The 23584-nt window shown below is 44.3% G+C and carries 19 protein-coding genes; 14 read left to right on the forward strand and 5 right to left on the reverse strand.

The window, feature by feature from the left end:
- Positions 1–56: 56 nt before the first annotated feature.
- Complete coding sequence (locus tag CDG60_RS05985) at positions 57–1523, forward strand: carotenoid oxygenase family protein (protein WP_087513224.1); 1467 nt, start codon at positions 57–59, stop codon at positions 1521–1523.
- Between the two features lie 16 nt (positions 1524–1539).
- Complete coding sequence (locus tag CDG60_RS05990) at positions 1540–2025, forward strand: GFA family protein (RefSeq protein ID WP_087513223.1); 486 nt, start codon at positions 1540–1542, stop codon at positions 2023–2025.
- A 326-nt stretch (positions 2026–2351) separates the two neighbouring features.
- Here the strand turns inward: CDG60_RS05990 and CDG60_RS05995 are convergent, their stop codons facing one another.
- Positions 2352–2858, reverse strand: coding sequence for a GNAT family N-acetyltransferase (locus tag CDG60_RS05995; protein ID WP_087513222.1), 507 nt, complete (start codon positions 2856–2858; stop codon positions 2352–2354).
- Positions 2859–3279: 421 nt separating this feature from the next.
- On the opposite strand from CDG60_RS05995, the gene CDG60_RS06000 reads away from it, so the two are divergent.
- From CDG60_RS06000 to CDG60_RS06010, 3 genes are all read left to right on the forward strand, one after another.
- A complete protein-coding gene (locus CDG60_RS06000; RefSeq protein WP_087513221.1) occupies positions 3280–4488 on the forward strand; it encodes an FAD-dependent monooxygenase in 1209 nt (402 codons plus the stop codon).
- Positions 4485–5723 (forward strand): FAD-dependent monooxygenase, encoded by a 1239-nt coding sequence (locus CDG60_RS06005; RefSeq protein ID WP_087513220.1) that lies wholly within the window; start codon positions 4485–4487, stop codon positions 5721–5723. Before CDG60_RS06000 ends, CDG60_RS06005 begins: the two co-directional genes overlap by 4 nt.
- Positions 5724–5885: 162 nt before the next feature.
- Complete coding sequence (locus CDG60_RS06010) at positions 5886–6134, forward strand: hypothetical protein (RefSeq protein WP_087513219.1); 249 nt, start codon at positions 5886–5888, stop codon at positions 6132–6134.
- A 152-nt stretch (positions 6135–6286) separates the two neighbouring features.
- On the opposite strand, the gene rsmI is transcribed toward CDG60_RS06010, so the two are convergent.
- Complete coding sequence (gene rsmI / locus CDG60_RS06015) at positions 6287–7132, reverse strand: 16S rRNA (cytidine(1402)-2'-O)-methyltransferase (protein ID WP_087513218.1); 846 nt, start codon at positions 7130–7132, stop codon at positions 6287–6289.
- A gap of 172 nt (positions 7133–7304) precedes the next feature.
- On the opposite strand from rsmI, the gene CDG60_RS06020 reads away from it, so the two are divergent.
- The 3 genes from CDG60_RS06020 (at position 7305) to CDG60_RS06030 (ending at position 9344) form a co-directional block, all read left to right on the forward strand.
- Entirely contained in the window at positions 7305–7718 is a 414-nt protein-coding gene (locus CDG60_RS06020) for a YraN family protein (protein WP_227542936.1), read from the forward strand.
- Between the two features lie 65 nt (positions 7719–7783).
- Positions 7784–8470 carry a BON domain-containing protein gene (locus CDG60_RS06025; protein ID WP_087513217.1) on the forward strand — a complete coding sequence of 229 codons (687 nt, stop codon included), beginning with the start codon at positions 7784–7786 and terminating at the stop codon, positions 8468–8470.
- Complete coding sequence (locus CDG60_RS06030) at positions 8460–9344, forward strand: alpha/beta hydrolase (protein ID WP_087513216.1); 885 nt, start codon at positions 8460–8462, stop codon at positions 9342–9344. Before CDG60_RS06025 ends, CDG60_RS06030 begins: the two co-directional genes overlap by 11 nt.
- Here CDG60_RS06030 and nudC read toward each other — a convergent pair whose 3' ends face one another.
- The 3 genes from nudC to dnaQ all read right to left on the reverse strand — a co-directional run bounded on the left by nudC (position 9345) and on the right by dnaQ (position 13238).
- Positions 9345–10118 carry an NAD(+) diphosphatase gene (gene nudC, locus CDG60_RS06035; protein WP_087513215.1) on the reverse strand — a complete coding sequence of 258 codons (774 nt, stop codon included), beginning with the start codon at positions 10116–10118 and terminating at the stop codon, positions 9345–9347.
- Positions 10118–11761 (reverse strand): chemotaxis protein, encoded by a 1644-nt coding sequence (locus tag CDG60_RS06040; RefSeq protein ID WP_087513214.1) that lies wholly within the window; start codon positions 11759–11761, stop codon positions 10118–10120. Before CDG60_RS06040 ends, nudC begins: the two co-directional genes overlap by 1 nt.
- 127 nt (positions 11762–11888) lie before the next feature.
- Positions 11889–13238 (reverse strand): DNA polymerase III subunit epsilon, encoded by a 1350-nt coding sequence (dnaQ, locus tag CDG60_RS06045; RefSeq protein ID WP_087513213.1) that lies wholly within the window; start codon positions 13236–13238, stop codon positions 11889–11891.
- Between the two features lie 209 nt (positions 13239–13447).
- Between dnaQ and CDG60_RS06050 the strand changes: the two genes are divergently transcribed.
- The 6 genes from CDG60_RS06050 to CDG60_RS06075 all read left to right on the forward strand — a co-directional run bounded on the left by CDG60_RS06050 (position 13448) and on the right by CDG60_RS06075 (position 23571).
- Positions 13448–16693 (forward strand): LysM peptidoglycan-binding domain-containing protein, encoded by a 3246-nt coding sequence (locus CDG60_RS06050; protein ID WP_087513212.1) that lies wholly within the window; start codon positions 13448–13450, stop codon positions 16691–16693.
- A 34-nt stretch (positions 16694–16727) separates the two neighbouring features.
- Complete coding sequence (locus CDG60_RS06055) at positions 16728–18566, forward strand: extracellular solute-binding protein (RefSeq protein ID WP_087513211.1); 1839 nt, start codon at positions 16728–16730, stop codon at positions 18564–18566.
- A 21-nt stretch (positions 18567–18587) separates the two neighbouring features.
- On the forward strand, positions 18588–19652 hold the full coding sequence (locus CDG60_RS06060; RefSeq protein WP_087513210.1) for a microcin C ABC transporter permease YejB: 1065 nt from the start codon (positions 18588–18590) through the stop codon (positions 19650–19652).
- The gene (locus CDG60_RS06065; protein ID WP_087513209.1) at positions 19652–20665 is read left to right on the forward strand and encodes an ABC transporter permease; all 1014 of its coding nucleotides are present in this window, start codon (positions 19652–19654) and stop codon (positions 20663–20665) included. Before CDG60_RS06060 ends, CDG60_RS06065 begins: the two co-directional genes overlap by 1 nt.
- Positions 20640–22226, forward strand: a complete 1587-nt coding sequence (locus CDG60_RS06070) for an ABC transporter ATP-binding protein (RefSeq protein WP_087513208.1) — start codon at positions 20640–20642, stop codon at positions 22224–22226. The genes CDG60_RS06065 and CDG60_RS06070 overlap by 26 nt, the downstream gene beginning before the upstream one ends.
- A gap of 100 nt (positions 22227–22326) precedes the next feature.
- Positions 22327–23571 carry an NADH:flavin oxidoreductase/NADH oxidase family protein gene (locus CDG60_RS06075; RefSeq protein ID WP_087513207.1) on the forward strand — a complete coding sequence of 415 codons (1245 nt, stop codon included), beginning with the start codon at positions 22327–22329 and terminating at the stop codon, positions 23569–23571.
- The last annotated feature ends 13 nt before the right edge of the window (positions 23572–23584 follow it).

The raw sequence follows: 23584 nt of genomic DNA on the forward strand, positions 1-23584 counted from the left end.
ACATTGAAGTAATTATACGAAACAAGCAATAAAAACTCAAAAAGGATTGTCTGATTATGTCAAGTTTCATGAATAACCTAGCCAATAACAGATTCGCCATGGGAACTCTGAATTTCTTTGCCGAACTTGCAAAAAAACGCATCCCTTATGCGGATGATAACCCCTTTCTAAAAGGCCCTTTTGCACCTGTCGCTGAATCCGTTCATCATGATTTCAACGTGATTGGGACGATTCCAAAACAGCTTGATGGTCTCTTCTTGCGCATGGGGCCAAACCCATTGGAAGTGAAAAATCCAACGCTGTATAACTGGTTTATTGGCGATGGCATGGTACATGGATTGCGCCTTAAAGATGGTCAAGCACTGTGGTGTAAAAGTCGCTATGTTGGCACGCATCAAGTTCATGACAAATTAAAACGTCCTCGCATCGAGGGCAACCCACGTGGCGTAGCAGACATTACCAATACCAATATTATTGGGCATGCAGGGAAAATCTGGACGATCGTTGAAGCAGGACCGCTTCCTGTGGAAATGGATGCTGAGCTGAACAGTGTGCGTTATCGTTTATTTAATGATGACGAAAAATTTGCATTTTCAGCGCATCCGCATAAAGACCATGAAACAGGTGACTTGCATGCGATTTGCTACGATGCATTGGTGATGAATCAAATTCATTATCACGTGATTGATCAAGATGGAAAACTGAAAAACCGTGTCAGCATTCCTGTACAGCATGGTCCAATGATGCATGACTGCAATATGACGGCGAGTAAAATGGTGATTTTTGATTTACCGATTACATTCTCAATGTCAAATATCATGCGTGGCGCTGATTTTCCATATAAATGGAATGAGCAACATCAGGCAAGAATTGGCTTATTGCCTAAAAACAGTAATGCGGATGAAATCCGTTGGTTCAATGTCGATCCATGTTTTATTTTCCACAGCTGTAATGCTTATGATCTGGAAAATGGCGATGTGATTTTAGATGCTGCGGTGCATGACGAAACCTTTAAAAACACCATTCAAGGTCCATCGGATGGTCAAGTGGTACGTTTTGAACGCTGGCATTTGCAATATGCAACAGGTGAAATCAAGCGTACGGTTATTTCGACCACACCTCAGGAATTCCCACGTTTTAATGAATGTTTGTCAGGAAAACCATACCGTTATGCCTATACGATTACTTTAGGTGAAGAAGGTAAGCCGGGCAATCCGACAGATATTCATGAGAATTACCTGTTAAAGCATGATTTAGAATCTTCAAAAACCACTCAACATTACTATGGTGATAGTTATGTGACAGGTGAAGTAATTTTTATTCCAAATGATCATGCTCAAACTGAAGATGATGGTTGGTTAATGTCTTATGTACATTCAATCGACTGCAAAAACAGTAAAGTGGTGATTCTGGATGCAAAAGATATTACACAAGAACCTGTAGCAATCATTGAGCTACCAACGCATATTCCTTTAGGTTTTCATTCGAACTGGGTGAATCAAGCAGACCTGGATACTGAATAAAGGAGTGTAAAGAAATATGATGAAAAATACGCCTATCATTCAGCAAGGCAGTTGCACATGTGGACAATCTACTTTTAGCGTTGAGGGTACGCCATTAGTTCGGTTCATCTGTCACTGCCAGATTTGTCAGGACATTTATAAAAAGCCTTTTGCCGATGTGGTGATTTTCCCTGAAAAATCGGTCAAATTGCTTGAAGCAGACTCTGTTGAATTTAAAAAATTTCGTGCGCCACCTGCGGTGAATCGCGGGATTTGTAAGTCCTGTGCAAAGCCTGTATTTGGTGTGATGTGGGTTGCGCCATTTACTCGATTTGCATTTGTCCCCGCGATGAATTTAGCGGATTCAACTCAGCTTCCTGAAGCTGTAGGGCATGTGTTTTATCATCGGCATGTTAATGAAATGTATGATGGTCTGCCGAAAGTCAGTGGTTATGTGTCGAGTCAGTTATTTTTGTCGCAGAAAATATTTAAAAGTCTGATTCAGCATAATTTTTCAGCATAATCATCAATAAAAAAGCCTGACATCCTGTCAGGCTTTTTTACGTATTTGATGCTTTGGTCTGACTCCTGTCGAACCTGCATGTCCATTGCTGTCTTTTCTTATTTTTGTCTGGAGCATCCTGCTCTCTATATCCCCATGATAGAAAATTGATGTTGATCTGTATATTCGCCAAAGTCCTGAATCGCTGTACGTCCAGGCGTACAAAACTGACTGGGTTTTATCTGGGAGCAGAGTAAAAATTCTTGATTTCCCATCATTTTCTTACTGTTTTATTGACTAAGATCTCTGTGTCAGATGTTTTCAGTACGGAAGTCTTCGCTTAAGTTCTATTCAGTTGCCTCAAAGGCTTTATGATAAGTGACATTGCCCTGGGGGATATGGTCAGTAAAACTGAGTGCCTGAAAATACTCAGGGGGTACACCAGGTAAATTAAGATCAGGATAGGATTTAAAACCAAAACGGCTGTAATAAGCAGGATCTCCCAGTAAAACACAGCCTTTTCCACCGGATTGTTTTAATTTATCCAGTGATGCATGCATCAAAAGTGATCCAATTCCCTGACCTTGTTTATCAGGACAGACAGAGATGGGACCTAAACCGTACCATCCTGTTTCACCTGAAGAAATACTTACGGGAGAAATGGCAACATGACCAACAATAACGTCATTTTCAACTGCGACTAAGGAAATGCTGAGCTGCCCGTTCTTACGAAGACTGTTCACAATAAACTGTTCAGTATGACTGGAGTGTTCTTCATTTAAAAATGCAGCTCTGGTCAGTTCTTCAATGCTTTGAATATCTGCTGGTTGTTCATCCCGAATGAGAATATTCATTAAAAATCGTCCTGGTCTTTTTTGATTACTGTCGTGATTTTATCAAATAAAGATGATGCACTTTCAGTTAATCACTGAACATTGTCTGAAAGCAGTGCAATATAATCTAAATGGATTTTATTTTTAATATTATCAATTGGTTGTTTGTTTTTATTCTTGAGGAAAATGAGGATTGAATATGAAATATCATATTGGGTCGTTGTGGTTCGATTCACAGTTTATTTCAGATTATAAAAGCTGCACTGGCTTTTTGATAAAAAACAGTTTTTTCAGTCCGGTTTTTATTCAAAGTATCAGGATTTCATCATCTTAAGAGCATCAGTGCTATTTCATTATAAAAATAAATGACTTTGCGGTAAGATAAATTCAATCAAGATTATCAGTGTCCAGCCCGACTGGATACGTATGGAAGGATCAAGGCATGCAACAAGAAGTCATCATTGTGGGTGGTGGTATGGTCGGACTCAGTCTGGCACTGATGCTGGCAAAAGCAAAAATTGGCGTAAAGCTACTCGAAGCGATCAGATACCCTGATTATGATGATGCAGATCTTGCTCCTTATCACTCAAGTTTTGATGCTCGAAACAGTGCGCTGTCACGCCGTACGGTACAGATTTATCAGGAGCTGGGTCTGTGGGATGCTTTACAGGAACATGCAACGCCTATCCTGGAAGTCAATATTACTGAACAGGACAGTTTTGGTAAGGCACGTTTAAAAGCAGAACAGGAAAAAGTTGAAAGTTTTGGACAGGTGATTGAAAACGCCTGGTTGGGACGGGTACTGCTGACTGAAGTAAAAAAAGAATCTTTGATTGAACTGATTGATGGTGTACAGGTCACATCATTAACGCAGGATACAGATCATGCCTTTATTGAAGCTCAGCGTGGTGAAAAAGCACTCCGACTGCAGGCTAAAATTGTGATCGCAGCTGATGGTCGTGATTCATTCTGTCGTAAAGCTTTGGGTATTGGTGCTTCGGTACATGACTATGATCAGGTAGCGATTGTCACCACAGTACAGACTTCGAAGCCGCATCATCATGTCGGTTTTGAACGGTTCAGCCATTTAGGACCATTGGCTCTGTTGCCATTGCCGGGAGAATACCGTCGCTCGGTGGTCTGGCCTGTGCCTAAAGGGACAGAAGGTGAATGGCTGGGGGATGAAAATGATCAGCATTTTCTGGATGCTTTACAGCAAACCTATGGAGACCGTGCGGGTAAATTCCAGAAAACCGGTAAACGGTTCAGTTTCCCACTGTCTCAGGTTCTTGCTGAGAAACAGGCGGTAGGACGTGTGGTTTTAATGGGTAATGCAGCTCATACCATTCATCCGGTCGCAGGTCAGGGTTTTAATCTGTGTATGCGTGATGCTCATGTATTACTGCGTTATTTAAAAGAGAAGGTGAATGCTGGTGCTGATTTAGGTGATGCATCAATGCTCCTCGATTATGAAAAATCAAGACTGACCGACCAGCAGCGTGTGATTAAGTTCTGTGATTCTGTGGTACGTGGATTCAGTAATCAGAACCCAGTCCTTAAACTGATCAGAAATACAGGACTGGTGGCTTTTGACGTGATTCCAGGGATTAAACCTCTGGTGGCAAACTATGCGATGGGGTTGAAAGCATGAGTCAGGATATACTGGATGCAGTGGTAATTGGTGGTGGACTTGTGGGTGGTCTGACTGCATTGTTGCTTGCTCAGGGTGGAGTAGAGGTCACGGTACTGGATGCTGCCCCTGTACTGGATGAGCAAAGTGTACTGTCAGTTTCAAATCCACGAGTGCTTGCACTGAGTCAGGCAACAATCCATCTGTTAAAAACAGCAAAAGTCTGGGAAGGTCTGAAACGCCAGATGCCATACAGCGGTATGCAGGTGTGGAATAAAAACGGCTACGGTGAGATTAATTTTGGTCAGTCATCTGAACTGACACCCGCACCTGAGCAGACACTCGGTTCAATGGTTGAACCGAGTATTCTGAATCTTGCGATACAGCAACAGCTGCTGGAGCAGATCCGTGATTACAGAACGCAGGTAAAAGTTATCCGTGTTGAGAGAGGTGTCGGTGTCTGGCATATAGTGCTGGCTGATGGCACTGAACTCAGAACAAAACTGCTGATCGGTGCAGACGGCGCTAACTCATTTGTACGTGATCAGGCGTTTATTGAACTGGATGTACTGGATTATCAACAGGCGGGTCTGACCTGTGCCATCCGCACCCGCGAACCAAATTTACACGTAGCCAGACAGATATTTCTTGAAACAGGTCCACTGGCTTATTTGCCTATGGCAGGTCTTGATGCTGCTGAGAATGGTTACTGGCAATCCATTGTGTGGACTTTGCCGGATGACTTTGCAGAAGAATATGCCGCTTTAAGTGATGAAGCATTCTGTCAGCTGATTACTGAACAGAGCCACCACATGCTGGGGGGAGTCGTTGAAGCCACTTCCAAAGTAAGATTTCCATTAAAGGCTCGCGCTGCAAAACGGTATATTGCAGAAGGTCTGGCACTGGTTGGTGATGCAGCTCACGTGATTCACCCACTTGCAGGTCAGGGGGTCAATATAGGCTGTCTGGATGCTGCTGTGCTGTGTGATGTTCTGCTGCATGACTTAAAGCGTGGTGTGTGGGCACATGAACAGACACTGAAGCGTTATGAGCATCAGCGCAAAGGTCAGAACGATGCCATGATGCACAGTATGTCCATCATTGGCTGGACGGAAACTGCACAAATTTTTCCTGTGGTCTGGGCACGTAATTTTGCTTTGAAGCAGGTTGAACAGCATGAAATTCTCAAGGATACGTTTATGGCTCAGGCAAATGGACTGTCTTCACTGAGTCATACACGCTATGCGATTTCCTGAAATTGTTGAATTTTAGCCATTCATTTAACTTTAATTACGTTTTTGATCAAAAAAAATACGTTTTTTTTGCATTTTACTCTATGCGAAATGCAAAGAGATTGATAAATTTCTTCGTAATTCGGAACCAGTTTTATACTGGGCAAGTCTGAGGGGAAATGAAAGATGACGGATATGAACGATTACGATGACGCAGAAGACTCAACTGTAGATGAGGATGAAGCACAGGCTGCTGAAAAAGGCGCTGGTAGCGCTGAAGATAGCGCTGCTGAAGGTGATATGGCAGAAGCTGAAACACTGACTGTAACAGCAAAGCTGAAGCAGCGTCAGGCACTCGAAGATGAAGTGGCTGCTTTTCTTGCCAGAGGCGGCAAGATTACTGAAGTTCCTCCAGACGCATCTGCTGAGGATTAATAAAAAAGCATCACTACGGTGATGCTTTTTTATTTTTTTGTTTCAGGAACAGTTTGCTGTTTGAAAAACAACGTTGAGTGATATATCTACAGCCTCTTACTGAAAGTTAGTCAATAGGTAAAGTAAACAGGTTGAAGTTCAGATATAAAAAATCAGTCCTGTTTTTTGTCTGTCAGTTCAAGCGCACGCTGGTAAGCCACTTTCTTTTTAATACCTGTCAGGTCTGCTGCAAGTTGTGATGCTGCTTTAACCGATAAATCCTGTAACAGGCGAAGCAGCAGTTTATCCAGTGCTTCCTGTTCAAGGTCTTTCTGTTCAGTTGCACCACCAATCACCAGCACAATTTCACCTTTTTGCTGATGATGATCATTTTCGATAAAGCTGACCAGTTCAGACAGTGACATTTTTTTTATGGTTTCAAAGGTCTTGGTAATTTCACGGGCAAAACCGACAGGGCGTTCAGCGCCAAAAACGGTTGCCATATCTTTTACACATTCAAGAATACGGTGCGGTGCTTCATAGAAAATCAGCGTCTGAGTTTCATCTTTGAGTTTTTCAAGGGCTGCAATGCGCTGTGACTGTCGGGAGGGTAGAAATCCTTCAAAGCTGAAGCGGTCACTTGGAAGTCCCACAGAACTCAGTGCAGCGATTGCAGCACAGGCTCCAGGTACAGGAACGACACGAATCTGGTGCTGTTGAGCTGCACGGACCAGTTTAAACCCAGGATCACTGATCAGAGGAGTACCTGCATCACTGATCAGTGCCATATTTTCACCGTTTAAAATACGCTGGATCAGCTGATCTGTTTTGTTGCTTTCATTGTGATCATGGCAGGCAGTCAGTGGTGTGGAAATATTAAAATGCTTCAGCAACTGAGCAGAAGTACGGGTGTCTTCAGCAGCAATAATCTGTACAGATTTAAGGACTTCGACTGCGCGATAGGTGATATCATCAAGATGCCCGATGGGGGTGGACACAACAAACAACTGGGCATTCATGCAATTTCTCCCTGCACAGGATGGTATTTCAGTCAGTTGATTTTTAACTGACCGTAAAAGGGTTATTCTACCTGAATTGGACTGTATCATGGGAAATGAATCCCGTTGCTTGAGGCTTTATCATGAAGCTGTTGTGAAAAAATTAAAATAAATAATGAGCTGTAAAATTCCAATGAAAATGCAAATGGGGCAATGGGCTGAACTGGAAGCCCGTAAATTTCTTGAAGCAAAAGGCTTTCAGGTCGTCGCTGTAAATTATCATTCACGAAATGGCGAAGTGGATCTTATTGTTGAGCAGCAGCAGGATCTGATTTTTGTGGAAGTCAAAGCAAGGTCAGCAACGGCTTATGGTCATGCATCTGAGGTGGTGACTTTATCAAAACAGCGTAAACTGATGAAAACGGCATTGTACTTTCTACAGAAAAATCCACAATATGCTGACTTTTATTGTCGATTTGATGTGATTTGTTTTGATTTTTCTCAACAATTTGCAAAAACAGTACAGTATCACTTTTCCAGTTTCCCTTATGATCTGCAATGGATTGAAAATGCTTTTACTTTTGATCTGGAGTTTATTAATCTCTAATCATCATCCAGACCAAAGTCTGAAATATAAAATAATTTGGTTTAAATCATTAGGAGTCTTGCTGAGTGTTTAAGCATATTGCAATGACAGTGTTGTGCGTAGCAGGTTTATCAGGCTGTGCAAGTTTTATTTCCGGTGGTACTGGTTCTGCACCTGTAGGGACAGAAAGTGGCGCACGTTCGCTGGGGCAGGTTTTTATTGATTCTTCCATTGAAAGAACTGCGAAAATCAATCTGTATAAACTGGATGCAAGATTCAAACAGTCGCGTATCAATATTGAAAGTTTTCACGGTAATGTTCTGCTGACCGGGCAGGTGCCTGATGCGCATCTGAAGCAGCTGGCAGAAGATAATGTTCGTGCAATGAGTGATGTAAAGACCGTACATAATTATATAACGGTTGGCGATCAGATTGGTTATTCAACCATTATGCAGGACACAACAGTAACAGCAAACACACGTGGTCTGATTATGAAAGCTGCGGTTGTTTCTGACAGTAAAGTCCGTGTACATACTGAAGATGGTGTACTTTATGTGATGGGACGACTGAACAATGCTGAAGTGGATGATCTGAATCAGGTCCTGCAGCGGGTTGGCAATGTCACCCGCATTGTAACTTTAGTGGATAATATTGATCAGCGACAGTCAACTGTGTCTGGGACTGTAGCAACACCGATGATGAACGCGGTACCTGATGTGCAGACGCCTGTTGCCATTGATCCTGATCAGGCTGAACCAAGCAATGTTCAATAAGATTCAACAGATTGCAGCATTACTGAAAAATCGTGTAGAAAAGGCAAAATCCCTGTACAGGGATTTTCGTCTGTATGATGCAGGCAGTTATGCGCTGAACAGGCTGACTCCGCGTAGAGGATACAGTGTACAGCACAATGTTGCTTATGGACTGAAAGCCCGACACCGTCTTGATCTGTATGCGTCAGAGCAGAAAGGTGAAAATCCTCTGATTGTTTTTGTGCATGGCGGTGCGTGGTCACATGGTGACAAAAAGGATTACCGCTTTGTCGGTGAGTCTTTTGCCCGTGAAGGTTTTGATGTGGCAGTCATTAATTATCATCTAGCGCCACAGCATATTTTTCCAAGTTCTGTGGATGACCTGACTCTGGCTCTGAACTATCTGGCACAGCAAAAACAGCGTCTGAAAATCAGTGCACAGAAAATTGTATTGATGGGGCATTCAGCGGGTGCTTTCAATATTATGTCTGCGCTGTACAACCCAAAGCCTTATGAGTTGATCTGTAAAACTGAAATCCGTGCTGTGATTGGATTGGCAGGACCTTATCATTTTGACTATAAAGGTGATCCTTTGTGTGAAGATGCATTTGATCAGCAGGTGCCGTTTCAGCAGGTTATGCCTTTTTATTTTGTTGAAAGCAATACCATCAGACATTATCTGTTCACTGCTGAAAATGACAGAATTGTTCATCGCAGCAATGCGGTCGATCTGGATCAGATGCTGAAAGAAAAGGGTAATCACAGTCAGATTCTGGATGTACCCAAAACTGGACATCTGACAGTGATGGGGTCTGTTTCGACGCTGTTCAGCCGTTATTTTCAGACCCGAAAAATGCTTATGGATGTTTTAACAGAACTGCGTCAGATGGATTGATTACAGCCATTCACGGGTGTCATCTGCAACAGGATGCCCCTGAGTGACATGCATGATCATGGCATAAGCAATACTGCCTTTAAATGGAATTTCAGGCAGTTCATCAAATTTAAAGAACTGTGCTTCACTGATTTCATCTTCCTGAAGCACGATTTCACCCGCAGCATACTCTGCTTTAAAAGCCAGCATCAGGTTACTTGGAAAAGGCCAGGGCTGACTTGCCAGGTACTGAATATTTTTCAGTTTTAAACCGACTTCTTCTTCAGTTTCACGGCGCACTGCTTCTTCAAGTGTTTCACCGACCTCAACGAAACCTGCGATCAGACCATACATATTGCTTTTATTACGGGCATTTTTTGCCAGTAAGATTTCATTATCACCGCGGGTAATGACTGTTATGACACAAGGCTGAACCCGTGGGTACTGATGATATCTGCATGCAGGGCAGACCATGGCATATTCGGTGGGATGTACTTCGGTCTCATGACCACAGTGACTACAGAATTTATGATTGCGACGCCATTCCAGTAACTGAATGGCACGGCTGGCATGTTCAAACTGCTGTGTGTTCCAGAGTGGAAGGAGCTGTCGGATAGGAACTAGCTGAAAACCCTCAGGGATGGGTTCATGTTCCTGAAGATCACGGGCAATCACCTGATCACCCGTATTAAGATTTAAATCACTTGCCAGTCTTTCAACTCTAGGGAGTTGAAAGTTTTCATCGACCAGCAGTTGTTGTTGTTGGAACAGATAAGCAAGTGAGAGTTCAGTCATCAGGCTACAGTTTTCAGTTTTTCGCTACTGACCAATGCTACATCAAACATCGAGCGCAGGACAGGCTGTTTGTTCTTTAAATTGTCAATTAACATGTCGGCACTGGCAAGCGTGTCGAGCAGATGATTGATTTCTTCAGCAGAAATAACAGCTTCAGCTGCAATTTTGTCCTGAACAAAATTTGATGCAGTTTTCAGAGCTTTCTGTCCATCCTGAGCGTTCAGGAACAACAGTGCTCCACTGACTTCAGCCAGCTGTGCAGGCATCTGCTCCAGAGCTTTCAGGTTGTGGTCCTGAAGGTACTGTACAAGTTGCTGACTGCTGTTTTCGATCTGGGTTTTTGTTTCCGTCAGTAATGTGGCATGAGCATCATCCAGGCGATCCAGTGAAATATTCATGTTGTTTACACGTAACTGTAAACGGCTGGACGTATGGTGGCGCTCAAGAACACCAATGGAGTTCATTGCAGACAGGATGCAGTTCATCAGCTGCTGTGCGAAGCCTTCATCTTTGAGCACTTCAGCCTGATTCAATGATTCTGCCTGACGGAAAAGGTCATTGCAGGCTTCATTCAGGTTGAGGACACGGAAAATATTGGCCATGCCTTTCAGTTTGTCCTGAAGTTCAACTGTTTTTTCAGGAGACATGTTCTGATAGTTGTATTCAATATCATTTCTGATCTGAGCCATTTCATCAGTCACAAGATTGCTGATGGTATGCATGGTATCAAAATCAGGACCATACAGCTGACGGCTGAAGACCTGTAACTGTGTGTCTGTCAGCATGTCATCGCCAATGTTCAGCTGCTGACGGATATGTTCAGAAATACTGTCTTCCTGGCTGATGCACAGACTGAGGATGTTGGCTAAATCCTGAATTTCTGCTTTGAATGTTTCAGGTGCGCTGAAATATTCTGCGATATTCCGTTCAATACTGATCAGCGTGCGCAGACGGGGTTCATTCAGCAGTAAATTTTCAATCTGTTCAAATGCAACATAAACAAGGTTCCAGTATTTACCTGAAGTATGTTCAGTTGAAACAGCTGCCAGGTAAGCACCAACCACTTTAAGTGCCTGTAGATCGAACTCGGACTCTTCCTGTTTGATCAGTCGGTTCAAAGACAGTTTATACAGACGGTGTACATACTGTGATTTTTCCAGTACTGGTGGCGTCGGCAGTGAGAATTCTGGAGTGATACAGTCCAGCAGTGATTCGATATGCTGACCTTCAGAGGTGATCGGTTTACCAAGCGTGCGTTCCAGGCGGTTCAGGGTATCTAGCAGAAACTGTGGAATCTTGACTTCGCGCAGACAGATGAATTCGATATAGCGACGCAGCATGGTTGTACCTTCACTGAGCGCAACCACTTCATCGGTGTTGATCTGAGTCGGGTTTGCCATGATTCTGCGCATGAGTTCAGCTGAATACTGTGCAATTTTTGCCAGGCTTTGCATGTCAATCAATGCAAGAACCTGAGCACACTGTTCAAACTGGTTTAATGCGTCATCAATTCCGAAAGGTAAGGTCTGGTCTTCTGCCAGGGCACTCACAGCTGATTCCACCAGCTTGATTGAGTTATCAACCTCATTTTTTATTATCAGCAATGCAGTCGGATCAAAATGAATTGAGGTTTGGTAAGACATGTATCTGCACCTTTCCTAGTGTTTTATCTGTTTTACTGTCGCCTGAAATTCAGGCATGACGGTTTGCATTCAACTATAACTTAACTGTCGGATGTTTAAATACAAAAAAACACAAAAAGTGCAGATTTTATTTGGCAAAAAAGCAGGGTTCTCCATGCTTTTCTTCATATTGTTTGACCCAGTTCTCATGTGCCTCCAGTTCATCTGCAGATGGCAGGATCACGGGTAATTCAATTTCCACCTGTCTGCGGTGACCTGATCCATTATTTTCTTCGGAGGAAGATGCATCAATATCCAGTAAGACCTGTCCACCGGTCATTGCCAGATAGACATCGGAGAGAATTTCGGCATCCAGTAATGCGCCGTGGAAAGTACGGTCGCGCTGAGGAATCTCATAACGACGGACTAAGGCATCGAGTGAATTTTTCTGTCCTGGATGCTTGGATTTTGCCATTGCCAATGTGTCGGTCACTTCACAGACTTCTGATAAAGCCTGTAAACCTGCACGTCTGAACTCCATATCCAGGAAGTTCATATCGAAGGTGGCGTTATGGGCAATAATTTCCGCACCTTTCAGATAGTCAAACAGAACATCTGAAATTTCTGCATATTTCGGTTTATCTTTCAGGAAATCATCTGTAATACCGTGAATGGCTTCAGAGTCACCGACCGGTTTTTCAGGATTGATATAAATATGAATAGAGCTACCGGTCAGTTTCCGGTTAATCATTTCAATGGCACCCACCTCAATGATCCGGTCAGTGTCCTGAAAATAAAAACCTGTTGTCTCTGTATCCAGAATCAGCTGCCGTGGACCGCTTAGATCGGTTCTGGCAGGTGTAATGACAATGTGAGGGTGTGCTGCAACTGATGGATTGGTTTCAGATGTTTCTTCAGCATCAGCAGACAGGACTTCACTGATTTCATCCTGTTCTTCAATGTCTTCAGGTATTTCTGATTCAGCAGAGTCATCGGTATCGGTCAGATCAAGTCCGAAGGGGTCGTCCAGTAACCAGTCGGGTTCAGATTTTTTTTTTGAGTCAGTCTGCATCTGCGCCTGGGTTTTATCAGCTCCCAGATTGGCAAGCTGGTCAGCCATTTCGTTGCCTGCATGACCTGCATGACCTTTGATCCAGTTCCATTCAATCTGACGACCCTGGCAGAGGGCATCAAGCTCTTTCCACAAATCAGGGTTTTTAACATCTTTCCAGTTTTTCTTTTTCCAGCCATGAATCCATTCGGTAATGCCTTTCTGCACATAACTGGAGTCCGTCCACATAATCAGGCTGGCATCGGCAGGGCAGAAACGGATACCTTCAATGGCAGCGGTCAGCTCCATACGGTTATTGGTTGTTTCAGGCTCGCCACCACACAGTTTGTGTTCTTCTGTTTCCGTAATGATGTAAGCTCCCCAGCCACCTAAGCCAGGATTGCCACGACATGCGCCGTCAACATAAAGTGTGATGGTCTGAGACATATTTTATTTTCCAGAGGATCTGCTGAAACAAAAAAGAGTGCTGTATTGTATAACGCAATTGCACTCAGGAAGTGTATCGAGTGCTTATTTTTTAATTTCTTGTAACATTTATACTGAAATAGGGCTGAATTATTGCCTTGTGTCTCCGACATGCTTCACTACAATGGCATATCTAAAAAATAAATTTATACGAGTTGTCTGGATTTCTTATGTATAAACCAACCACGCTTCTGTGGCAGCCTTCAGTCTCTGCACTTTTTAAAATTACTGTATTAGGGTCTGCAATTGCTGCTCTGGGGCTCACGACGGGATGTACATCCTCACCTGGCGCATCTAAAACTTCCAAATCAAAAATGGCTGGCTCAGGCATGATGGACGCCAGTGGTCTGGATGGACTGGAAGATCTGCTGTCTGCAACCGATATGCGTGCAGTGGAAGGAGACCGCCTTCAGATTCTGAAACATGGTGATGTCTGGAAACGGATGACGGTTGGTTTTAAAATGGATCTGAATCACTGGGATCCGCGAATTGAAGCGCAACGTGGCTGGTTTGCTTCACGTCAGCCTTACATCGAACGTTTGAGTGCGCGTGCATCACGCTATCTTTATCATACTGTAAAAGAAGCTGAACGCCGTGGTATGCCGACTGAACTGGCACTGTTACCGGTGATTGAAAGTTCTTATGACCCTGCGGCAACAAGTAGCGCAGCCGCAGCAGGTCTCTGGCAGTTTATTCCAAGTACGGGTCGTATTTATGGTCTGCGCCAGACAGGTTCATACGATGGACGTCGTGATGTGGTTGAATCTACCCGTGCAGCTTATGAGTTTCTGGGCAGTCTGTACAACCAGTTTGGTTCATGGGAGCTAGCTTTAGCTGCCTATAATGCAGGGCCTGGTCGGATTCAGCAGGCAATCAACCGTAACCGTGCGGCAGGACTGCCTACCGATTACTGGTCACTGAAATTGCCTCAGGAAACCATGAACTATGTGCCGCGTTTCCTTGCAGTGGCTCAGATTATTAAAAATCCGAATGCTTATGGCGTAAGTTTACCGCCGATTGCCAACCGTCCTCACTTCAGGGAAATTTCTGTTGGAGCTGTCAGTCTGAATGATATTTCGGCTGTAACAGGTCTGAGTCGTGCAGAACTGTACGCACTGAACCCTGGACACCGTGGTGAACAGATTGATGCTGCAAGTCCAATGCGTATTCTGATTCCTGCTGATTTAAGTCCAGCCACTGATGCAAAACTGAAAGGTCTGAAGTCGTCATCGTCAGGCAGTCTGTGGGCAAGTACCACTGTAAATCCATCTGCATCCACACCACCTGCAATGGGTGGTGCAGTGATTTTACCATCTAAAACAACACCGCCTGCCATTGCAGCAACCAATACTAAACCAGCTGTTGCAGTTACTGCTAAAACTGAACCTGGCAAAGCGCTCACAGCGTCTTCACGTCCTGTGCAGACACCGCAGGGTTCAGCTGCACTGGCTGCATTTGCTTCAGGTTCTGATGTGCCGAGCGCACCACGTATTCCTGTTGCTGTTACACAGGCAACAAATGTCCAGCCGGTTAAGGTTGAACCTCCAATTTCGGTGGCAGAGCGTGAGCAGATTCAGGCTGCTGTTCGTGCAGAAGGACAGACTAAATCCGTAGACGAAGTGTTGCGTCCTGTTGCTTCAAAAGCAGAACAGGAGCAGGTGGTGGCAGAACTGAAACAGATTGCACCACAGGGCACTGAAATTGTTGATCCATTCGATGGAAAAATTAAACTGACGGCTATTCAGACCAGTCAGTCCGTGGCAGATCAGCAGGGTAAAGAGTTGACCAAAGGTTTCTCATATCCTAAAGGTGTGGCAGAAAATACCCAGTCAGACTCGGATGAGGCAAAACGTAATCAGGGTAAAAACTTTGTAAAAACAGATTCAGAAGTTGTGGTGGTTCCACCGAAAGGCAAGCGCAGTACCTATACTGTATTGCCTGGTGATACGCTGGCGGTGATTGCCATGAAAAATGGCGTGAACTGGCGTGATGTGGCGAAATGGAACCAGATTGATCCTTCTTCGACGCTGTATGTCGGTACCAGTATTTATCTGTATGATGCTAAACCTCAGGTCAGTGCAGAAGCATCGGCTAAAAAAACTGTTCCGGACAGTTATGTGGTTCAGGCAAATGACAGTCTGACCGGAGTAGCCAGCCAGTTTGGACTGAGCGTTAAACAGCTTGCAGACTATAATAATCTTTCTGTAACCAGTGGGATTAATGTCGGGCAGAAACTGACACTGAAAGAGCCTGCTGCTGACAGCCGTTCAGTGAAAGCTGACTCAGTGAAGCCTGCTGAAAAAACTGCAAAAATCAAAACGAAAAGTTATGTGGTGAAGCGTGGCGAATATCTGAAACTGATTGCAGACCGTTATGCACTTTCAAATCAGGAACTTGCTGATCTGACCCCTGGTTTAAGTGCAGGCAGCAGCCTTATGGTGGGGCAAAAAATCAATGTTCCGTTGAATGAAGTTGAAGCTGAACCTAAAGCAGATGAAAAAGTTACATCCAGAGTGGATACAGCTAAATCTGAACCTGCTTATAAAACAGAGAGCTACAGAGTTCAGCGTGGCGATACCTTATACAGTATTGCCAGTCAGTCAAAAATTTCAGTTTCTGAGTTGACTGAACTGAATCGTCTTTCAGCTGCAAAAGGTTTACAGGCAGGTCAGGTGCTGAAAGTTCCGGCAGGCGCAACTGTACCGGATACTTATACGGTACAGTCAGGAGATACCCTGACTTCTCTGTCAGCCAAATACAATCTGAGTATGGATGATATTGCCGGTCTTAACAGCATAAACCGTAACGCAGGTCTGCGTGTGGGTCAGAAGCTGAAACTGACAGGTGATGTACCAGAACAGAATGCCAGAACTGACAGTAAAGCCGATAAAAGCGATGAAAAAGTCAGTTCAGAGATTCATACCGTGAAATCAGGTGAGACCCTGGGCAGTATTGCACGTAAATATCATCTGCAACTGAGCTATCTGGCTGATCTGAACGGTTTAGCCCGTAATGCCTCTGTACGTGTGGGTCAGAAGCTGAAAACTGAAGGTGATGTGCCATCAGCTGAAAACAAAGCTGAGTCTGCACCTAAAAAAGCAGCGGTATCTTCACGCGAGACGGATAAATATACAGTGAAGTCTGGTGAGTCTCTGAATGTGATTGCTGCCCGTGCGGGAATGAGCGTTGCGGCACTGGCTGAACTGAACGGATTAAGTCCACGTGCCGGTTTACAGGTGGGTCAGTCCATCGTACTGCCTAAAACAGTGAAAGAATATAAGGTCAAACGTGGAGACACCTTGATTGGTCTGGCAGGTAAATATGGTCTCAATGCAGGTCAGCTTGCGGAAATGAATGATTTAAAAACAGATACGCAACTGCGTATAGGTGATGTCATTAAAGTTCCAAACCTGTAACCTTTATTCTGAGTCCGCAGGGAGTAGCGCATTCATGTCATTGTCCAGTGCAGCAAGACTGAGCTTGCTGTTGGGATTACCTTTGTTGTCAGTTACGGGGTGGGGAGCTTTACAGACCACACCGTATATTGCCATCCATGCCACCCCACAGTATTCAGGCAGGGCACATATGCCTTATGCCAACCCTGTTGCACCGAAGGGTGGGTTACTCAGCCAGACAGGTGTCGGAACTTTTGATAACCTGAACAGCATGAATGGCAAAGGAACTGCGACAGAAGGGGTGAATTATCTGTTTGATACACTCATGAGCAGTTCGCTGGATGAGGCAGCAGTGATGTATCCATTGCTGGCTGAAAAGGTGACTTATGATCCTGAACAGACCAAGTTCGTTATTTTTCATCTGAATCCTGCTGCAAAATTCAGTGATGGAACAGCCCTGACCGCAGAAGACGTTAAATTTTCTTTTGATACCTATCAGACAAAAGCCAATCCTGGTTTACAGATGTATCTGGCTGATCTGGAAAAAACCGAAGTATTGTCCCGACATCAGGTCAAAATGACATTTAAGTCAGACAATAATACCGAAATGCCTCTGATTCTGTCTCAGATGCCGATTTATTCGAAACGGGACTGGCAGACGAAAGATTTTACCAGAGTGACTTTGGTTCCGATTCTGGGTTCTGGTCCCTATCTGATTGATCGGATTGATGCAGGTCGCAGTATTACCTATAAGCGCAATCCTACCTATTGGGGACGTCATCTGGCAGTCAATCAAGGTAAATATAATTTTGACCGACTGAAATTTGTTTATTACCGCAGTCTGGATATTGCTTTTGAGGGGTTTAAGTCAGGTCAGTATACGCTGCATGAAGAGTTTACTGCCCGAAAGTGGGTGACTGAATATAATTTCCCTGCTGTGAAAGCAGGTATGGTGGTGAAATATAAGTTTCAGCATCAGAATCCTGTGACCACACAGAGTTTTGTCTTCAATACCCGTCGTGCGCCAATGGATGATATTTATTTCAGACAGGCAGCGACACTTGCTTATGATTTCGAATGGCAGAATAAAGCTCTGTTTTATGGTCAGTACAAACGTTTGCAGAGTGTTTTCAGTAACAGTGAGCTGGAAGCAAGAGGAAAGCCATCCGCAGGCGAGCTGAATATTCTGAAACCGTATCTGAACAGACTGCATCCCTTACAGCGACAGGGAGTGCTCAGTCAGTGGCAGTATCCAGTGTCTGATGCCAGTGGGTTTAATCGGAACAGTCTGTTAAAAGCCCGTCAGATTTTGCTGACAGCGGGTTATTCCTATCATCAGGGACTACTGCTGGATAAAAAGAAACGACCTGTAAAACTTGAGTTTCTGATTCATCAGGATGGGCTGACCCGAACGCTGATGCCTTTCATCCGCAATATGAAGCGTCTTGGTGTGCAGGTGTCCATACGTCAGGTTGATGTACCTCAGTATATTGAGCGTAAACGTAAAGCTGATTTTGATATGACCACCGATGCGATGCCACAGTCGCTCAATCCAGGTAACGAACAGGCACAGTTCTGGGGAAGTTCTGCCGCAGATCAGCCAGGTAACTACAATTATGCCGGAATTAAAAACCCGGTTATTGATGATGTGATTCAGATGGTGATCCGTGCGCCAGACCGTCAGCAGCTTGTACAGAGAACACATGTACTGGACCGACTGTTACGTGCCGGATACTACCAGATTCTGACTTATGGCAAAGGTGAAAACTGGTATGCTTACTGGGATATGTACCGTATGCCAGCAGTCAGACCAAAACTGAATGCAGGTATAGATTACTGGTGGGTTGATGAAGCTCAGGCAAAGCGGGTTTCTGCATACTTAAGAAAACAATAATCAGCAGAACAGGGGAAGTTGATGGGAAAATACATTCTAAAGCGGTTACTGCTGATTATTCCGACTCTTTTTTTTATTCTGCTGATCAATTTTATTGTGGTTCAGATTGCCCCTGGTGGACCAGTGGAGCAGGCGATACAGCAGGCAGAAGCATTTCAGGGAATGGGTGTGGGGACAGGTGCTGAATCTGCACCTCAGGGACCTTATCAGGGTGCGATTGGGCTAAGTCCTGAAATGGTGGAAAAAATTAAAGCCCAGTATGGTTTTGACAAACCTGCTCATGAACGTTTCTGGATCATGCTGAAAAGCTATCTCAGCCTGGATTTTGGAAGCAGTTTTTTTAAAGATAAGCCGGTGACTCAGCTGTTGTTGGAAAAACTGCCTGTGTCATTATCACTGGGGTTATGGAGTACCTTGCTGATTTATATGATTTCTATTCCTTTGGGGATTCATAAGGCAAGAAAGCACGGCAGTTTCTCAGATAAATCCACATCCCTGTTGATTGCAGTGGGATATGCGGTTCCTTCTTTTGTATTTGCAGTACTGCTGATTGTTTTTTTTGCAGGCGGTTCATATTTTCAGTGGTTTCCTTTACAGGGACTGGTTTCAGAAAATTTTCATGAGCTGAGCTGGTCGGGTAAAGTGGCTGATTATTTCTGGCATATGGCTTTGCCTTTATTTGCCATGGTTATTGGTGGTTTTGCAGGTTTGACCTATCTGACCAAATATTCATTTATGGAAGAACTGAGCCGTCAGTATGTCCTGGCTGCCCGCTCTAAAGGTCTGTCAGAATCCAGGGTGCTGTATGGGCATGTATTCAGAAATGCCATGCTGATTGTTATAGCAAGTTTACCTGAAGCACTGGTTGGAATTTTCTTTGTCGGCAATCTGTTCATTGAAGTGATTTTCAATCTGGATGGTTTGGCACTGCTGGGTTTTGAAGCGATTACTCAGCGTGATTATCCTGTTATTTTTGGAACATTATTTCTGTTTACACTGTTGGGTTTAATTTTACGACTGGTCAGTGATGTGCTGTATCAGGTCATTGACCCACGGATTAATTTTGAATCACAGGAGATGAAATAATGTCTCCTTTAATGCAGCGTCGTCTACAGCGTTTTAAACAGAACCGACTTGGATATTTGTGTTTTATCCTGTTCAGTATTATTTTTACCGTTTCGCTGGCAGCAGAGTTTATCGCCAATGATAAGCCTTTACTGGTGAGTTATAAAAACTCATGGTACGTACCAGTTCTGAAAACTTATCCTGAAACGGCTTTTGGCGGTGTGTTTGAAACTGAAGCCGATTATAAAGATCCAGTGGTGCAGCAGTTGATCAGTGACAATGGCTGGGCGGTCTGGCCTCTGATCCGCTTTTCCTATAATACACCGAATCTGGAACTAGCAGTGCCTGTACCCTCTGAACCCACATCACAGAACTGGCTGGGAACAGATGATCAGGGGCGTGATGTTCTTGCCAGGATTATTTATGGTCTGCGGGTGTCTTTGCTGTTTGGGTTTGCACTGACACTGGCATCTGCAACGGTGGGTGTGATCATTGGTGCTTTGCAGGGCTATTATGGTGGATGGCTGGATCTGATCGGTCAGCGGATCATTGAAGTATGGGGTGGTTTACCCATGCTGTTTATGGTCATGGTGCTGGTCAGTATGTTTACGCCCAGCGTTTACTGGCTGTTTCTGATTATGTTGCTGTTTGGCTGGCCTGCGTTGGTTGGACTGGTTCGAGCTGAGTTTTTACGTGCCAGGAATCTGGATTATGTCCGCGCTGCAAAAGGACTGGGTGTCAGTAATCAGAAGATTATATTCAGGCATATTTTGCCCAATGCCATGAGTTCCAGTCTGTCTCAGTTGCCATTCATGCTAACGGCAAATATCACGGCACTGACTGCTCTGGATTTTCTAGGTTATGGATTGCCTCCAGATGCTGCCTCACTTGGGGAACTGTTGCTTCAGGGGAAAGAGAACCTGACCGCGCCGTGGCTTGCATTATCCGGGTTTTTTACACTGGCAATTGTCCTGTCATTATTGATTTATATTGGGGAGGCGACACGTGATGCATTCGACCCACGACGTCAGTAATGAGATTTTACTGAAAGTTGAACATCTGAGCGTTCAGCATCTGCAACAATTTCTGGTGCATGATCTGAGTTTTCAGCTTAAGGCTGGTGAAACGGTTGCTGTGGTTGGAGAAAGCGGTTCAGGGAAATCTGTCAGCAGTCTGGCATTGCTGGGGTTGCTTCCAGAGGACTTACAGATAGAGGGATCAGCTGTTTTTGAGCAACAGGATTTACTTCAGCTGTCAGCCCGTGAACTGGAGAAAATTCGTGGACAGAAAATTGCCATGATTTTCCAGGAGCCGATGACGGCACTTAATCCTTTGCACCGAGTTGAAAAAATTGTCGGTGAAATGCTTTTGTTACAGGGAATGAGCAGACAGCAGGTCAGACAGAAAGTGATACAGCTGCTGGAAGATGTCGGCATAGTAAAGCCTGAAACAAAATTACGCTGCTATCCGCATGAGCTGTCAGGCGGACAGCGTCAGCGTGTGATGATTGCTATGGCACTGGCACAGGATCCGGAAATTCTCATCGCAGATGAGCCGACAACTGCACTGGATGTAACCTTACAGGCACAGATTCTTGATCTGCTGAAAAGCCTGCAACAGAGCCGTAATATGGCAATGATTCTGATCAGTCATGATCTTAGACTTGTGAAGCGTTATGCAAGTCAGGTGATTGTCATGCGTCAGGGTGAAGTGGTTGAGCAGGGAAGAGTCCAGCAGGTATTTACATCACCAGAGCAGGCATATACCCAGGATCTGCTTGATCAGAACTTTGGTTCTGCACTGGCCCAGATCAATGCAGAGCCTTTACTGGAATTGCATCAGCTTGAGGTGAAGTATCCTTTAAAAAGTGGATGGCTGAATCGGGTTCAGGATTATTTCACAGCAGTAGAACCCCTTGATCTGTCTCTTTCACGTGGAGAATCCATTGGAATTGTGGGCGAAAGCGGCTCAGGTAAATCATCACTGGCACTGGCTGTTGCCAGACTGATCAAAAGCCAGGGAGAGATCATTCTGAAAGGACATTCACTGAACAGTTTGTCTGAAAAAGAGTTAAGACCACTCAGAGAAAATTTCCAGATTGTTTTTCAGGATCCGTTCAGCAGTCTGAACCCCCGAATGAACGTGGAGCAGATTATTGGTGAAGGTCTCGGGCTGAAAAATCTGACCGTAGAAGAAATCAGACAGGCTGTGACTGTTGCTCTCGGTGAAGTTGAACTGCCTGTCAGTTTTCTGCATCGTTACCCGCATGAACTTTCGGGTGGGCAGAGACAGCGGATTGCTCTGGCAAGAGCACTGGTACTGCAACCTGATTTACTGATTCTGGATGAACCGACATCTGCACTGGATAGGACTACACAGGGTGCAATTGTTCAGTTGCTGCGAAAACTGCAGGAACAGCACAATATTGCCTATCTGTTTATCAGTCATGATTTTCAGGTGGTTCGTGCGCTGTGCCAAAAGGTACTGGTACTGAGGCATGCCCAGGTTATTGAGTTCCAGGAAACTGAAAAACTGTTCAGTTCACCTGAGACTGAATATGTCCAGAAGCTGATTGAGGCGAGTCAGTATACTTAAAGTCGCAAACTTGACATAATATATTGTCAAAAATAACTTGACGTACCGAATAAAATATTTAGAGTAAATACTCTATAGAAATAAAAAACAGGAATACATCATGAGCCATCTTGCTGAAGCGATATCAGTGCGTAATGTCACATTCAAGAACCGAATCATAAAAGGTGCAATGAGTGAGGCACTGGCGAACTACGAAGGGCAACCCAACCATCTGCACTTCGGGTTATATGAGGCATGGGCAAAAGGTGGACTGGGCTGCGCCATTACAGGCAATGTCATGGTGGATTTCCGTGCGAAAAATGAACCTGGTGTTGTTGTCGTAGAGACAGAGCGTGATTTGCCTGCACTGAAAAAATGGGCTGATATTGGTAAACAATATGGCATGGTGCAGCTGATACAGTTGTCTCATCCAGGACGACAGTGTCCAAAAGGGCTGAATAAAGAAACTGTTTCTGCATCTGCTGTGCCATTCAGTCCATTACTGGCAACGACTTTTGGTACACCACGTGAACTTCGTGAAGAAGAAATTCTGGATATTATCCATCGTTTTGCTGAAGCTGCTCGTATCTGTGAAAAAGCCGGTTTTGAAGGTGTTCAGCTTCATGGTGCGCATGGTTATCTGATCAGTCAGTTCCTGTCTCCTTTGACCAATAAGCGTCAGGATCAGTGGGGCGGTTCCATAGAAAACCGTATGCGTTTTCTGCTGGAGATTTATAAAGCAGTCCGTGCAGCAACTTCAGAAAGCTTTATTGTTTCAGTCAAACTGAATTCGGCAGATTTCCAGCGTGGTGGTATTACAGAAGAAGAAGTGATTCAGGTCTTTAAAGCAATTGATGATGCAGGCATTGATCTGATTGAAGTCTCAGGTGGTACTTATGAAGCACCGGCAATGGCGGGTGCAAAAGCAGATAAACGTAAAGTCAGTACCATTGCACGTGAAGCATATTTCCTCGATTTTGCAGAAAAAGTCCGTAAGGAAGTTAAATGCCACATTATGGTGACAGGTGGTTTCCGTACAGTTTCGGGCATGAATGCTGCGCTGGACAGTGGTGCCTGTGAGTTTATCGGGATTGCCCGTCCGCTGGCAGTAGAAACTGATCTGACTGACCGTCTGATTGCAGGTCAGGATGTCCGTTATGCGGTTGAACAGATTAAAACAGGAATTCCAATGGTGGACAAAATGGCCATTATGGAAATTTTATGGTATGCCGCTCAGTTCAAAGCGATCGGTGAAGGTAAAAAGCCAAACCCTAAACTTTCGCCATTAAAAGTGTTCTTCCATTATGCAAAAAATAATGTCAAAGCGGTTATTCAGGGGCGTGTGAACTCCAGAAAATCTGCTTAATCTATTTTAAAGC

The organism is Acinetobacter chinensis (assembly GCF_002165375.2).
In the GTDB taxonomy this organism is placed as follows: domain Bacteria; phylum Pseudomonadota; class Gammaproteobacteria; order Pseudomonadales; family Moraxellaceae; genus Acinetobacter; species Acinetobacter chinensis.